Origin of the sequence: Pusillimonas sp. MFBS29, assembly GCF_020687695.1 — a bacterium.
GTDB lineage: Bacteria > Pseudomonadota > Gammaproteobacteria > Burkholderiales > Burkholderiaceae_B > Pusillimonas_C.
The window spans coordinates 144885-158720 of sequence record NZ_JAJEWL010000005.1 but is presented as its reverse complement, the minus strand read 5'-3'; the positions used below and the strand labels follow the sequence as shown (position 1 = coordinate 158720).

At 58.4% G+C, this 13836-nt stretch carries 14 protein-coding genes; 12 read left to right on the top strand and 2 right to left on the bottom strand.

Annotated elements, in window-relative coordinates; genetic code table 11:
- The first annotated feature begins 36 nt into the window (after positions 1-36).
- The 8 genes from LKR43_RS09165 (at position 37) to LKR43_RS09130 (ending at position 6985) form a co-directional block, all read left to right on the top strand.
- Entirely contained in the window at positions 37-1104 is a 1068-nt protein-coding gene (locus tag LKR43_RS09165) for a LacI family DNA-binding transcriptional regulator (RefSeq protein ID WP_227683753.1), read from the top strand.
- A gap of 190 nt (positions 1105-1294) precedes the next feature.
- Complete coding sequence (locus tag LKR43_RS09160) at positions 1295-1966, top strand: amino acid ABC transporter permease (RefSeq protein WP_227683752.1); 672 nt, start codon at positions 1295-1297, stop codon at positions 1964-1966.
- Positions 1966-2619 carry an amino acid ABC transporter permease gene (locus LKR43_RS09155; RefSeq protein WP_227683751.1) on the top strand — a complete coding sequence of 218 codons (654 nt, stop codon included), beginning with the start codon at positions 1966-1968 and terminating at the stop codon, positions 2617-2619. Before LKR43_RS09160 ends, LKR43_RS09155 begins: the two co-directional genes overlap by 1 nt.
- 58 nt (positions 2620-2677) lie before the next feature.
- Positions 2678-3481 carry a transporter substrate-binding domain-containing protein gene (locus LKR43_RS09150; protein WP_227683750.1) on the top strand — a complete coding sequence of 268 codons (804 nt, stop codon included), beginning with the start codon at positions 2678-2680 and terminating at the stop codon, positions 3479-3481.
- 19 nt (positions 3482-3500) lie between these two features.
- Entirely contained in the window at positions 3501-4295 is a 795-nt protein-coding gene (locus tag LKR43_RS09145) for an amino acid ABC transporter ATP-binding protein (RefSeq protein WP_255676017.1), read from the top strand.
- 1 nt (position 4296) lies between these two features.
- On the top strand, positions 4297-5070 hold the full coding sequence (locus tag LKR43_RS09140; RefSeq protein WP_227683749.1) for a sugar phosphate isomerase/epimerase: 774 nt from the start codon (positions 4297-4299) through the stop codon (positions 5068-5070).
- Positions 5067-6011 carry a sugar kinase gene (locus LKR43_RS09135; RefSeq protein WP_227683748.1) on the top strand — a complete coding sequence of 315 codons (945 nt, stop codon included), beginning with the start codon at positions 5067-5069 and terminating at the stop codon, positions 6009-6011. Before LKR43_RS09140 ends, LKR43_RS09135 begins: the two co-directional genes overlap by 4 nt.
- Positions 6008-6985 carry a D-glycerate dehydrogenase gene (locus LKR43_RS09130; protein ID WP_227683747.1) on the top strand — a complete coding sequence of 326 codons (978 nt, stop codon included), beginning with the start codon at positions 6008-6010 and terminating at the stop codon, positions 6983-6985. Before LKR43_RS09135 ends, LKR43_RS09130 begins: the two co-directional genes overlap by 4 nt.
- An 18-nt stretch (positions 6986-7003) precedes the next feature.
- Here LKR43_RS09130 and eda read toward each other — a convergent pair whose 3' ends face one another.
- Complete coding sequence (gene eda / locus LKR43_RS09125) at positions 7004-7639, bottom strand: bifunctional 4-hydroxy-2-oxoglutarate aldolase/2-dehydro-3-deoxy-phosphogluconate aldolase (RefSeq protein ID WP_227683746.1); 636 nt, start codon at positions 7637-7639, stop codon at positions 7004-7006.
- A 47-nt stretch (positions 7640-7686) separates the two neighbouring features.
- Positions 7687-8058: a DUF423 domain-containing protein gene (locus LKR43_RS09120; protein WP_227683745.1), complete on the bottom strand. Its 372-nt coding sequence runs from the start codon at positions 8056-8058 to the stop codon at positions 7687-7689.
- Between the two features lie 172 nt (positions 8059-8230).
- On the opposite strand from LKR43_RS09120, the gene LKR43_RS09115 reads away from it, so the two are divergent.
- The 4 genes from LKR43_RS09115 (at position 8231) to LKR43_RS09100 (ending at position 13835) form a co-directional block, all read left to right on the top strand.
- A complete protein-coding gene (locus LKR43_RS09115; RefSeq protein ID WP_227683744.1) occupies positions 8231-9871 on the top strand; it encodes an isovaleryl-CoA dehydrogenase in 1641 nt (546 codons plus the stop codon).
- 141 nt (positions 9872-10012) lie between these two features.
- Positions 10013-10636, top strand: a complete 624-nt coding sequence (locus LKR43_RS09110) for a thermonuclease family protein (RefSeq protein WP_227683743.1) — start codon at positions 10013-10015, stop codon at positions 10634-10636.
- 41 nt (positions 10637-10677) lie between these two features.
- Positions 10678-12861, top strand: coding sequence for an ABC transporter substrate-binding protein (locus tag LKR43_RS09105; protein ID WP_227683879.1), 2184 nt, complete (start codon positions 10678-10680; stop codon positions 12859-12861).
- Complete coding sequence (locus LKR43_RS09100; RefSeq protein WP_227683742.1) at positions 12858-13835, top strand: ABC transporter permease; 978 nt, start codon at positions 12858-12860, stop codon at positions 13833-13835. Before LKR43_RS09105 ends, LKR43_RS09100 begins: the two co-directional genes overlap by 4 nt.
- The last annotated feature ends 1 nt before the right edge of the window (position 13836 follow it).

Sequence of the window (13836 nt, the reverse complement as noted above, 5' to 3'; positions counted from 1 at the left end):
CTCGTGGGATTTAAAGTAAGCGTATTATTCGGCTCTATGATCAAGAACGTACGTCGCAGCACCATTGCCGATGTGGCACGCCAGGCTGGTGTGTCCAAGGCTACGGTATCACGCTACCTGAATCACCGCGACACCTTGCTGTCGCCGGAAATTGCCGGGCGTGTCGAGGTGGCCATAGCCCAGTTGGGCTATGTGCCCAGCCCGATGGCGCAGGCGCTGAAACGAGGCCGTTCGCGCCTGATAGGGCTGGTAGTGGCTGATATTACTAATCCTTTTTCGGTTGCGGTGCTGCGTGGCGCAGAGCAAGCCTGCCGCGAGGCGGGCTACCTGGTCATGTTATTCAATATGGGCAATGAAAGCGAGCGTGAAAACGCGGGGCTGCAGGCATTGTCATCGTACAGGGTCGAGGGTTTCATCCTGAATACTACGGGGCATGACTCGGGGGCGGCGCTGGAAACGGCACGTCAGGGCAAGCCCATTGTGCTGGTTGATCGCCGGCACGAAGGGCTGGATGTGGATTTTGTCTCGCTGGACAACACCCATGCCATTACGATCAGTGTCCGGCATTTGCTGGAAGCGGGCTATCGCGAGTTGATGCTGGTGACCGAGCCCCTGGACAAAATCAGCGCCCGTATCGAGCGCACGCAGGCATTCAGCGCCTTTGTCGCCGGGAATCGGGGTGATGTATCGGGGCGCACTCTGGAGCTTGGGGCTCAGGATGATTTAATTAATTCGCTGAAGGCTCTGCGCGAACGCGCAAGGCCGGCTGGCGATAGCAGCCCCGGCGTACCTGCCGTTATTGCAGGTAACGCCGTGGTTACTTTGCGCATAGTCCAGGCCGTTGAGCAACTGGGATGGCGTCTGGGCACTGATATTGGCTTGCTCAGTATCGACGATACGCCCTGGGCGCCATATATCGGGCCGGGTGTCAGTGCTGTGTCGCAACCTACCGATGAGCTGGGCCGGCTCGCCGCGTATTGCCTGTTGCAGCGCCTGCAGGGCATGAATGAGCCGGCACGGGAAATGCTGCTGCATGGCACCCTGGTGGCGCGCGGATCTACACGCCTGACCCATAGCCGGCGACCGCTGCAATCGGACGATTGAAATAGTCTTGTGATAACTGCTGCTATAATCCTCCGCTACTTGCACTGAAATATGAAACCGGTTTCAGCGGCAATAAAGACAGCATCGGCGATTCAGTCCGGCTATGTTTCACGGGCAATACCTGTTTTATGCGGGTATTTTTATCGCACGGCATGCACTTTTTGTCGGCCATACCCAAGGTTCAGATAACGTGAATTACACCTTTCAATTTGGTCCGGTCTTCGAAGCCTGGCCTTTACTGCTTCAAGGCACCTGGATGACCATTCAGCTGTCTTTTATGGCAATGCTGTTGGGCCTGATGGTGGCGGTGGTCTGCGCCTGGGGCAAAACTGCCGGTCCCGCGCCGCTGCGATGGTTGATCAATATCTATATTGAAGTCATACGCAACACGCCATTCCTGGTGCAGCTGTTTTTCTTTTTCTTCGCCTTGCCCGCAATTGGCGTGCGCTGGTCGCCATATACCGCGGCGCTGTTCGCCATGGTGTTCAATCTGGGTGCCTATGCCACGGAAATTGTTCGTGCCGGCATAGAGTCCATACCCAAAGGCCAGATCGAGGCCGGGCTGGCGCTGAACCTGTCGCGCATGGAAGTGTTTCGTTTTGTGGTGCTCAAGCCCGCCCTGAAAGCGATCTATCCTGCGCTGACCAGCCAGTTCATTCTGCTGATGCTGGCATCCAGCGTGGTGTCGGTAATTTCGGCCGACGATCTGACATCGGTCGCTGCAAACCTGCAGTCCGAAACCTTCCGCAGCTTTGAAATCTATATCGTCATTACCGGCATCTATCTGTTGCTGACGCTGGCGTTTTCCTTACTGTTCCGCCTGGTTTTCCAGTGGGGGCTTAACTATCCGGATCGTCGATAATGCGTACTTTTGGCTATTCCGATTTCTGGTTCATTCTTGAAGCCGCCCAATGGACCATTGCTCTGTCACTCATGGCCTTCCTGGGTGGTGGCATAGTCGGCCTGATCATTGCGCTGGCCCGCACCAGCGAAAACAGGATCGCGCGCAGTCTGTCCATGGGTTTCATTCAGGTGTTTCGGGGCACGCCGCTGCTGCTGCAGTTGTTCCTGGTGTTCTTTGGCGCTCCGGTTATCGGGTACGACATTAATCCGTGGCTTGCCGCAGCATTGGCCCTGACGCTAAATAGTGGCGCGTTTCTGGGTGAAATCTGGCGCGGTTGTATTCAAGCGATTCCTCGCGGCCAATGGGAGGCTGCCGAAGCATTGGGCCTGTCTTACCGCTACAAGATGCGCGACGTCGTACTGCCGCAAGCCCTGAAAATCGGTGTGCCGCCTACGGTCGGCTATCTGGTCCAGATCGTCAAGGGCACGTCGCTGGCGGCCATTATCGGTTTCACCGAACTGACCCGTGCGGGCCAGATCATCAATAATGCCACCTTCCAGCCCATGCTGGTGTTTACAGTGGTGGCCATTATCTACTTTTTTCTGTGCTGGCCTTTATCCATGCTGGCTTCCTATATGGAGAGGCGTCTTGCAGCATCGCTTGCGCGATAGTGCGGCCTGATCCTGCTTTCTTTTTATGAATGTTTTATCCCAACCCTGGAGACATGCTATGTTTGTGAAGAAGATGCGTAGTGTTGCCGGCGCCGCCCTGCTGGCAACGTGTGCCGTATTTGCCCTGGGCAGCAGTGCTGCCGTTGCCGAGACCATTGACGAAGTCAAGGAAAAAGGTGAGCTCACCATCGGCATGCTGGTTGATTTCCCCCCGTACGGCATCATGAACACCGAGAACAAGCCCGACGGCTACGACGCCGACGTGGCACGCCAGTTGGCCAAGGAGCTGGGCGTAAAGGTCAACATCGTTCCTGTAACCGGCCCCAACCGTATTCCTTTCCTGCTGACCAACAAGGTTGACATGCTGGTGGCTTCGCTGGCCATTACGCCCGAGCGAGCCAAGCAGGTTCAGTTCTCGCATCCGTACTCCGCTGCACAGATCGTCGTGTTCGGCGGCAAGGACGCCAAGATCGCCAAGGCTGAAGATCTGTCCGGCCTGCGCATCGGCGTAGCACGTGCCAGTACTCAGGACGTTGCCGTCACCAAGATTGCACCCAAGGATGCCAATATCCGCCGCTTCGACGATGACGCCTCGGCAATGCAGGCCTTGTTGTCCGGTCAGGTTGATGCCATTGGATGCTCCACCACGGTAGCCGGCCAGATCGCCAAGCGTGCTCCCAATCGCTTTGAAAACAAGTTCGTGTTGCTGCAGCAGGAAATGGCTGTTGCCATGCGTCCTGGTGAGCCCAATACCCTGAAGGCGGTTAACGAAGCCGTCGACAAGAACATCCAGAACGGCGAGTTCAGCAAGTTGTTCGAAAAATGGCTGGGTACGCCGCTGCCAGAGCTGAAGCAATCCTGATTTGCAAGAGTGATTGAACATGACTGATACGCAGACCACGCCTGTCGCCGATCAAGCGCATCGTTCCGCCTCATCGGGCGAGACCATCATTGAAATTAAAGCGCTGAACAAGTGGTACGACAAATTTCACGTCCTGACTGATACCGACCTGACCGTCGCCGCCGGCGAGCGCATTGTTATTTGCGGACCGTCGGGGTCGGGTAAATCCACCTTGATCCGTTGTATCAATGGCCTGGAAAAGATACAGCAGGGAAGCATTGTCGTCGACGGCATCGATCTTACGGCCAAGGCCGGCAATATCGATGCGGTCCGACAGGAAGTCGGGATGGTGTTTCAGCAGTTCAATCTGTTCCCGCACATGACTGTGCTGCAAAACTGCATGCTGGCACCGATGCGCTCGCGCGGTATCGGCAAGGCAGAAGCTGAAGCGCAGGCCATGAAGTATCTGAACCGGGTGCGCATCGGAGACCAGGCCAAAAAGTATCCCAGCCAGCTCTCCGGTGGCCAGCAGCAGCGGGTGGCCATTGCGCGCGCGCTGTGCATGACGCCCAAAGTCATGCTGTTTGACGAGCCGACTTCGGCGCTGGATCCGGAAATGGTCAAGGAAGTGCTCGATACCATGATAGGTCTGGCCGAAGACGGCATGACCATGCTGTGCGTGACGCATGAAATGGGCTTTGCCCGCAGCGTGGCCGACCGGGTTATTTTCATGGCTGAAGGCCACATTGTCGAGCAGGCCGCGCCTGAAAAATTCTTCAGCAATCCCTCGCACGAGAAGACGCGCAATTTCCTTGGTCAGATCCTGAATCACTGATATGACTTCACAGCCGCAGGTGTTTGTTTCCCTCGGTTCCTTTGGTGCAACCGAGGTCAAGCGGCACGGACAAGACTGGTTCGTGCGCCTGTGTCATGAGGCCGGTGCAGACGGAGTCGAGATACGTGGGGAATTGCTGGCCGGCAATGATGCCGAGCTGGAAGTGCTGGCGGGCTCCATGCGCGATCTGGAGTTGGCCTGTGTGTATTCCAGTCCCGATCCGTTGTGGGACGGGCAGGGCCGCCTGCTGAATCAGCACCTGGACAAGGGGCTGGCAGCCGCCCGGACGCTGGGTTCGCAAACACTGAAGATGTCCATAGGTGGGTTCGGCGCGTTTGCTGATCCGGCCTGGCCCAGTCTGGCAGGGCGGTTGGCAGAGCACGGTGTGACCCTGCTCATAGAGAATGATCAGACTCCCGCAGCGGGCTGTGTGGATGTCCTGCAGGCATTCTTCGACCAGGCCGATCAGGCTGGCCTGAATCTGGGCATGACTTTCGACATGGGCAACTGGCACTGGAACGGTGAATGTCCCTTGCAGGCTGCCCAGGTCTTTTCCGGGCGCGTTCGCTACGTGCACTGTAAGGGCGTGCAGCGCCAGCCGACGCGCTGGGTTGCCGTGCCGTTGCAGGAGTCGGTAATGCCATGGAGGGCCTTGTTGCGCGCCTTGCCCCATGATGTGCCGCGAGCCATCGAATATCCGCTGACTGGCGATGACTTGGCAACTATTACGCGTATCGCCATTGAGCAGTTGCGCACATTGGAGACTACCAGGTGAATAAAGCTTTGGATGTTGTAACTTTCGGCGAGGCCATGATGTTGCTGGTTGCCGACCGCCCTGGTTCGCTGGAGGATGCGCACGGTTTTCACAAGCGTACGGCAGGGGCCGAAACCAATGTAGCCATAGGTCTGGCGCGGCTGGGCCTGCGGGTTGGCTGGGCCAGCCGTCTGGGCGCCGAATCAATGGCGCGCTATCTGCTGGCTGAAATGAAACGCGAAGGCATAGATTGTTCTCATGTGGTGAGCGATCCGGCGCAGCGCACAGGATTTCAATTCAAGGGCCAGGTTACGGATGGCAGCGATCCACCGGTCGAGTATCACCGCAAGGGGTCGGCGGCCAGCCAGATGCAGGTGGCCGATATCGATCAGGACTGGTTGTGCGGAGCACGTCACTTGCATGCCACGGGCGTGTTCCCTGCCATTTCCGGAAATTGCTACGACGTTGCTGCCACGACGATATCGCTGATGCGGGCGGCAGGCAAAACCGTGTCATTCGATCCGAATCTTCGTCCTTCGCTGTGGCCATCCACAGAGTGCATGCGCGAAGGCATCAATGCGCTTGCGTTGCGTGCCAACTGGGTGTTTCCCGGCATAGAGGAAGGGCGCCTGCTGACCGGAATGGATACGCCTGAAGACATCGCCGGCTTTTATCGCAGCCAGGGTGTTGATCTGGTCGTCATCAAGCTTGGCGCCGACGGCGCATACTACAACTCGGGTGACGAGCAGGGCTACGTGGCGGGTGTGCCGGTGGCCAAGGTAATTGATACCGTTGGCGCCGGAGACGGTTTCGCGGCTGGTGTGATCAGTGCCTTGCTTGAAGGCCTGCCATTGCGTCGTGCTGTTGAGCGCGGTGCCTGGATAGGCGCCCGGGCGGTCCAGGTGCTGGGCGATACCGAAGGTCTGCCTACCCGGCAGGAACTCGAGCAGGCTGGATTATGAGCCGCAAGCAGGTTCTGGTTTATCGAGACCTGCCTGCGGGGCAGCTGGCACGCATACGCCACGAGCATGATGTCATCGTGGCAAACCCGCGGATTGCGAGCCAGGAGCAGGCTTTTTTTGATGCCTTGCCCACCGTGCAGGGCATGATAGGCTCCAGCTATCCTATTGATGGCGCCATACTGGCACGCGCGCCTGCACTGGAAGTGATTTCCAGTATTTCGGTCGGTGTTGACAAGTTTGAGCTGAACGCCTTGCAGCAGCGAGGCATAGCCTTGTGTCACACACCAGGCGTGCTGACCGAGACCGTTGCCGATCTGATCTTTACCATGGTGCTGTCCACCAGCCGCCGTATTCTTGAGCTGGGCCGCTATGTGCAGCAGCGACGCTGGAAACGCAGTATAGGCGAAGACCAGTTTGGCTGGGATGTGCACGGCAAGACACTGGGCATATTGGGATATGGTCGTATTGGCCGCGCAGTGGCGCAGCGCGCGGCAATGGGCTTTAATATGCCTGTGCTGTATTACACACGTACGCCGGTGCCCAGCGGGCTGCCCGAGGGCAAGGCCCGCACGGCAAGCATGCGGGAAGTTCTGGAGCAGTCGGATTTTATCGTCGTCGTGCTTCCGCTGAATGAGCAAACGCATGGCCTGATTGGCCCTGAAGAGTTTGCGTTGATGAAGCCGGGTGCAATACTGATCAATGGCGGGCGCGGCCCGGTCGTACAGGAAGAAGCATTGCTCGATGCCCTGGATCGTGGCTCGTTACGCGCGGCGGGTCTGGATGTATTCGAAGTTGAGCCGCTGCCGACGGATTCCCCGCTGATTGACCACCCCAAGGTGCTGGCCCTGCCGCATACGGGCTCTGCAACCCACGAAACTCGTCTGGCCATGTCGGAAATGGCCACCAGTAATCTGCTGCTTGCGCTCGAGGGCAAGGAGCCCCTGGCGGCCTATCTGGCCGGTACGGCACGATAGGCCCATAGCGGCTGGTTTTTAGCGCGTGGCTGCTTGCCTGATCTGGCAGGCAGCACGGGCCAGCTCAGTGATCACGTCCCACAGCCGGCCTTCCACCGCATCCTTGGGGGTAAGCCACGAGCCTCCCACACATTTCACGTTGGGCAAAGCCAGATATTTGCCGGCGTTCTCGGCATGGATGCCGCCTGTCGGGCAGAATGTGATTTCGGGCAGCGGTCCGTGCAGCGCCTTGAGCAGCGTCACACCGCCGACCGCTTCGGCCGGGAACAGCTTCTGTACACTGAATCCCTGGTCGGCGGCATACATGGCCTCGGAGGCTGTGGCAATACCAGGCAGAAAGGGCAGGCCCGAAGCTTGAGCAGCTGCCGCGATATCGGCGGTCAGGCCGGGGCTCACGCCAAAGCGTGCTCCCGCCTGGACTGCGGCATCCCACTGTCTGGCGTTGCGTACTGTGCCCACACCCACCAGTGCTTCGGGCACTTCCTGACTGATCAGCGTGATGGCCTGCAGGGCGGCGTCCGAGCGCAGAGTGATCTCCAGGCTGCGCACGCCACCGGCCACAAGGGCCCGTGCCAGTTCAACGGCAGTATCTATGTCCTGAATGACGATGACCGGCATGACCGGGCTTTGTTCTAGCAGCTCAAGAGCGTTCATTTATTTCTCGTGGAAGAAAAGTGTGGGTGAAGATGGTCGGCCGGGGCTCAGGACCGGTATGCGGCTACCGCCACCATGGCCCAGGCAATCAGGAATGCCAGGCCGCCTATGGGGGTAATGGCACCCAGCCATTTTGTGCCGGTCAGGACCAGTGCGTACAGACTGCCGCTGAAAATCAGTATGCCTGCAAACATGACTGTGCCCGACAGGCTGAGCAGCGGTGTACCCATACGACTGCCCAGTGCGGCAATTGCCAGCATGCCCAGACCGTGTATCAACTGATACAGCACGGCAGTCTGCCATACGGACAGCATGTCGGGTGTGATCATGCGTTTCAGGCCGTGAGCGCCAAAGGCGCCGGCGCCAACGCCGACCATTAGGGTCAGTGCTGCAACAATAATGAGTTGGCGATCAGTCATGGAATTTCCGGTTTTGTTCAGGCAAATTGCTGCGCAGGGCAGGCGTCAGGCCAAGCCATAACTTTAACCCATCGCGGTGTTGCAGGCACGGACGCCACGGTGCATGGTGCTATGATGAACTGACGTCTTTTCAAATGCCTAACCGCCGCCACGGCGGCATGCGAGGTGCATCATGGGCTGGACGACACACGAGGTTACCAATCAGGTTCCCGACCTTGGCGATTACAACCTTTATTCCACCGACGCTGCATTGCAAGAGGGTGTCAGGCGTGAAGGCGGGGAGTCTTACGAATCGGCCTTGCTGCAGTGTGGCGAGCGTCTGGGCCAGGCTGAAATGTTTGCCATGGCCCATGAGGCCAATCGACATAAACCCAAACTCGAAACCTATGACAGGCAGGGGCACAGGGTCGATCGAATACATTTTCATCCTGCCTGGCACAGTTACCTGCGCGTGGCTTTCCGGCATGGCATGCATGCCAGCGCGTGGTCGGCGCCCGGCAAAGGTGCGCATGTGGCGCGGGCAGCAACTTATCTTATGCACGGGCAACTGGAGGCGGGGTCCTTATGTCCGGTCACCATGACGTCGGCTGCCATTCCCGTGCTCAGGCGCGAGTCGTGGTTCGAGACGGTGGAGCCACTGCTTTATTCAAGCCGGTACGATGAACGAGATCTGCCATTGACGGATAAAACTTCGATGATGGTAGGCATGGGCATGACCGAGAAGCAGGGCGGTTCCGATCTGCGCAGCAACACCACCCGGGCCGTCCCGTTAGCCAACGGTGGTCGAGGTACACCTTATCGTCTGACCGGACACAAGTGGTTCTTTTCCTCGCCCACGTCTGATGCTCACCTTGTGCTCGCGGGCCATGACGACGCGTTCTCCTGTTTCTATGTGCCGCGGTGGCTGGATGACGGCAGCAGGAATGGTGTGCTCATACAGCGGCTGAAGAACAAGATGGGCAATGTGTCCAATGCCAGTGCCGAAGTCGAGTTCCAGGATGCCACAGGGGTACTGGTCGGCGAGGCGGGGCGGGGCGTTGCTACGCTGGTTGAAATGGCGTCCTATACCCGTCTGGACTGTGTACTGGGCAGTGCCGCCTTGCTGCGCCAGGGCCTGGTTCAGGCCCTGCACCATGCACATCATCGGGTCGCCTTTGGGCAGCCGCTGGTACACCAACCGCTCATGCAAAGCGTGCTGATGGATCTGGCACTGGAAAGCGAAGCCGCCACAGTATTGGCCTTGCGTCTTGCTCGTGCGTTTGACGACACGGGCAACGACCCGCTTGAGCAGGCCTATCGACGCATACTGACGCCTGCAGCAAAGTTCTGGGTATGCAAGCGAACGATTGCGGCGCTGGGCGAGTGTATGGAGGTCTGGGGAGGTAACGGCTATATAGAAGATGCTCCCATGGCCAGGCTTTACCGCGAGGCGCCGGTCAATTCCATCTGGGAAGGGTCAGGCAACATTATGTGCCTGGATGTATTGCGCGCGCTCAGACGCCATCCGGAGCTGGCGGCAGCCTTGCAGGACGGACTTGAGCGTGATTGTGCCGATGAACCCGAGCTTAAGCGCTGTGCATCGGAACTGCTCTCGCTTCTGGCGTTGGCAGGCCCCGATCTGCAAGCGGCCGCCCGCCATATTGCCCAGCAACTGGTTTTGCTGGTTCAGGCCTGCCTGTTGCGCCGGCACGCCCCTCAGGCGCTGTCAGATGCCTTTGTACGCAGTCGTTTCCAGCTTTCGGGGCGGGTTTATGGTGCAATACCTGCGCCCTTGTCCCTGAATAGTGTGCTGGAGCGGGCCTGGCCGGTGTGACGGGTCCGGCGGGTGCGTGCAGCCGGTGATATACGGATTAACCAGCTATTGCTGTGTCGCGCCAGCACCTATAATCGTTGCGCCACTTGCAGCAGCCTTGGGGCGTACTTTGTATAGGAATTAAAACGCGTGAACAGAGTCATGAATACACTGCTACGACGGCTGGTTAATGCACTGATGGCGCGCCGCTGGACGCAGGTATTGCTGGTCGTCGTCATGATTGCACTGGCCGCAACCGGTTTGTTGAACAATCTGCCGACCGATACGCGGGCCCAGGCAGGCACGCCTGCTCACGACGGCACCTCCTTTCAGCTTACGGGCCGTGTCGTGCATGTGGCCGACGGCGATACCTTTACTTTGCTGGTTAATGGCAAACAGCAGCGCGTACGTATGTCCAGTATCGATGCCCCGGAACTCACCAAAGACCGCGAACGGCCGGGGCAGCCCATGGGACAGAAGTCGCGTGAGGCCCTTTCCAGGCTTATCAGCGGAAAAACCCTCACCTTGCTGTGCTTCGAGCAAGACCGCTACGAGCGCAATATTTGCGATGTGCCGCTCGACGACGGTATGACGGCCAATCAAAGGCAGGTGCAGGCAGGCATGGCCTGGGCGAATATGGAAAAACGCGGCCAGTTCATGCGTGACGACAAACTGCCCGGCCTTGAGCAACAGGCACGCAGCAAACGATTGGGTATCTGGCAAGACAGCAACCCTGTCCAGCCCTGGGCCTGGCGCTACCATTGCTGGCAGAAGCAGCAGTGTTAGGCGGCTGGCGATTTCTGTTATTGCTGGCAGGATCCCTGCTGATGGGCCTGCTGGCAGCCTGTTCGCGCCATCCTGTAAATAGTCCCTACGAGCAGGCGCAGCTTGGCCAGAACGTCCTGTATACCGCGTTCACGCAGCGTTCACCCAAATATCTGGATCCGGCCAGTTCCTATTCGGGCGACGAAACGCCGTTTACCTATTCCATTTACGAGCCTTTGTATGGCTACCATTATCTGGCCCGGCCCTACAAGCTGGTGCCCAGGGCCGCCGCATCCATAGATCCGCCAGCCTATTTCGATGCGCAGGATCAGCGCCTGCCCGACGATGCGCCCGGTGAGCAGGTGGCCTACAGTGTGTACGACGTGCCCATCAAGCCGGGCATTATGTTCCAGCCGCATCCGGCCTTTGCCCGCGATGCCTCCGGCAAGCCTTTGTATTGGCCGATTTCGCCCCAGGCGCTGCAAGGCAAGTTCAGCATTACTGATTTCGAGCATACCGGCACCCGCGAGCTGGTTGCCGATGATTACGTCTATGCGTTCCGTCGCTTGGCCAGCCCGCGCGTCGTTTCGCCCATCTACGGCGTAATGGCCTCGCATATCGTGGGCCTTGCCGAGTATGGCGAACGCCTGAAGCAAGCCGAACAGGCTCTGCGTGAACAGCATGGCCAGGATGCACAGCGTGCCTGGCTGGATCTGCGCGAGTCAGGATTCGAGGGGGTGCAGGCCATTGATTCCCATACGCTGCGCATCAAGGTCAAGGGCAAGTATCCGCAGTTCAAGTATTGGCTGGCCATGACATTTACCGCTCCTGTTCCCTGGGAAGCCGATCGCTTTTATCACCAGCCGGGCATGGCCGAACATAGTTTGTCGCTTAATACCTGGCCCGTGGGAACAGGGCCTTACATGATGGCTGAGTCCATCGTGAATCGCCGCCACGTGCTCCAGCGTAATCCCAACTTCCGCGGTGAGCCCTATCCCTGCGAGGGCGAGCCCGATGACAAGGCGAACGGCCTGCTGGCTGATTGCGGCAAATTGACCCCGTTCATAGACCGCATCGTGTTTTCCCTGGAAAAGGAAAGCGTCCCGCTCATGGGCAAGTTTCTTCAGGGTTATTACGATTTGCCCCAGGTAGATCGCGGCGAATATGGTGTCGCCATGAGAGTGGCTGCGGGCGATTCTGCCGAGAAAGCGGCACTCTACCAGGACCATGGACTGGTGCTGCGCAGTTCGACCGAGGCTCAGCAGTTTTACCTGGGTTTCAACTGGCTGGATCCTGTGGTGGGTCTGGGGGATACGCCCGAGCAGCAGGAAAAAAACCGCAAGTTGCGACAGGCCATCAGCATAGCCTTTGACTGGGAGCAGTACGTTTCGATTTTTCTGAACAACGAGGGCCAGGTGGCACATGGCCCGGTTCCGCCGGGTGTGTTGGGCTATCAGGAATTGCCCGAAGGTGCCAACCTTCAGGTCTATGACATTCAGAACGGACGTGCGGTGCGCAGGCCGCTGGATGATGCCAGGCGTTTGCTGGCCGAGGCCGGCTACCCTGATGGCCGTGACGAAAATACAGGCAAGCCCCTGATACTGCACTTTGATTCGGCCGGGGGCATGGGTTCCAGCGCGACGCTGGACTGGATGCGCCGGCAATTGGCAAAGCTGCATGTGCAGCTTGAAGTACGCGCAACCGACTACAACCGTTTCCAGGACAAGATGCGCAACGGCAGTGCGCAAATGTATATGTGGGGCTGGGTCGCCGATTATCCGGATGCCGAGAACTTTCTGTTTTTGCTGTATGGGCCCAACGCCAAGGCCGACAACGGAGGCGAAAATGCCTCGAATTACAAAAACCCGGAATATGATCGCCTGTTTCAGGAGATGCGCTTTCTGGATGACGGGCCCGAAAAGGAAGCACTGGTGCAGAAGATGATATCCCTGGTCCAGCATGATGCGCCCTGGATGTTCGGGTATTTTCCGAAGTCCGGAGGCGCCTATCAGGCCTGGGTGGGCAATGCCAAGCCTACACAGATGGTGCGCAATACCTTGCAGTATCTGCGTATCGATGCACCGCTGCGCGAGCAGAAAATCACCCAGTGGAATGTCCCGATCTGGTGGCCGCTGTGGGTACTGGCTGCACTGCTCCTGCTGGGTGCCGGGCTGGCCTGGCGCATGGCTCGTGCGCGTGACCGGGCTACTGCCCTGAGCAAGACTCAGTCCAGGGAGCGACCATGATCCGCTACATTCTTCGTCGGTTGCAGTATGGCGTCCTGATACTTATCGGGGTCAATCTGCTCACCTTCGTTCTGTTCTTTGCCGTGAATACACCCGACGACATGGCGCGGCTGTCTATAGGCGGACAGCGGGTCAGCCAGAGCGCCATCGATCGCTGGAAAACAGAAAGAGGCTATGACAAGCCGCTGTTCCTCAACACCGAAGCGGGCGGGGCAGCCAGGCTTACCGACACCATCTTCTTTCAGCGCTCTGTGCCTTTGTTGCGTATGGATTTTGGTTTTTCAGATGAAGGGCGCGACATCGGCTACGAGATCAGCCAGCGCATGGGGCCCAGTCTGGCGCTTGCGCTGCCCACGTTTATCCTGGGTTTGTTTGCGTGTATTGCCTTTGCGCTGCTGCTGGTATTCTTCAAGGGCACACGACTGGACTTTGCCGGCGTGGTTTTTTGCGTGGTGCTTTTGTCGATTTCCGGCCTGTTCTACATCATTGCCGGCCAGTGGCTGTTTGCAAAGGTCTTGCGATGGGTGCCTTATTCCGGTTTTATCGACGGCTGGGAGGGTTTGCGTTTCCTGGTATTGCCGGTGATGGTCAGCATTATCTCGGGTCTGGGGGCGCAGTCCAGGTTCTACCGTACCCTGTTTCTTGAAGAGGCCGGCAAAGACTATGTCCGGACTGCCCGGGCCAAGGGTCTGTCCGAGCGGCTTGTGCTTTTCCGTCATATCCTGCGCAATGCCATGCTGCCTATCCTGACCGGCACCGTATCGGCCATTCCGCTATTGTTCATGGGCAGCCTGATCTCGGAATCCTTCTTCGGTATTCCGGGGCTGGGCAGTTACACCATCGATGCCATCAATGCGCAAGACTTTTCCATCGTCCGGGCCATGGTGTTCCTGGGGTCGGCCCTGTACATCGTTGGCCTGATATTGGCCGATATTTCCTACACCCTTGCCGATCCACGGATCCGGTTCGAGTAAG

What these genes read in the sequence shown, in the direction of transcription:
- LKR43_RS09165 (WP_227683753.1), top strand. Translation starts at nt 37, where the DNA reads ATGATCAAGAACGTACGTCGCAGCACCATTGCCGATGTGGCACGCCAG.
- LKR43_RS09155 (WP_227683751.1), top strand. Translation starts at nt 1,966, where the DNA reads ATGCGTACTTTTGGCTATTCCGATTTCTGGTTCATTCTTGAAGCCGCC.
- LKR43_RS09150 (WP_227683750.1), top strand. Translation starts at nt 2,678, where the DNA reads ATGTTTGTGAAGAAGATGCGTAGTGTTGCCGGCGCCGCCCTGCTGGCA.
- LKR43_RS09145 (WP_255676017.1), top strand. Translation starts at nt 3,501, where the DNA reads ATGACTGATACGCAGACCACGCCTGTCGCCGATCAAGCGCATCGTTCC.
- LKR43_RS09140 (WP_227683749.1), top strand. Translation starts at nt 4,297, where the DNA reads ATGACTTCACAGCCGCAGGTGTTTGTTTCCCTCGGTTCCTTTGGTGCA.
- LKR43_RS09130 (WP_227683747.1), top strand. Translation starts at nt 6,008, where the DNA reads ATGAGCCGCAAGCAGGTTCTGGTTTATCGAGACCTGCCTGCGGGGCAG.
- eda (WP_227683746.1), bottom strand. Translation starts at nt 7,639, where the DNA reads ATGAACGCTCTTGAGCTGCTAGAACAAAGCCCGGTCATGCCGGTCATC.
- LKR43_RS09120 (WP_227683745.1), bottom strand. Translation starts at nt 8,058, where the DNA reads ATGACTGATCGCCAACTCATTATTGTTGCAGCACTGACCCTAATGGTC.
- LKR43_RS09115 (WP_227683744.1), top strand. Translation starts at nt 8,231, where the DNA reads ATGGGCTGGACGACACACGAGGTTACCAATCAGGTTCCCGACCTTGGC.
- LKR43_RS09110 (WP_227683743.1), top strand. Translation starts at nt 10,013, where the DNA reads ATGAATACACTGCTACGACGGCTGGTTAATGCACTGATGGCGCGCCGC.
- LKR43_RS09105 (WP_227683879.1), top strand. Translation starts at nt 10,678, where the DNA reads ATGGGCCTGCTGGCAGCCTGTTCGCGCCATCCTGTAAATAGTCCCTAC.
- LKR43_RS09100 (WP_227683742.1), top strand. Translation starts at nt 12,858, where the DNA reads ATGATCCGCTACATTCTTCGTCGGTTGCAGTATGGCGTCCTGATACTT.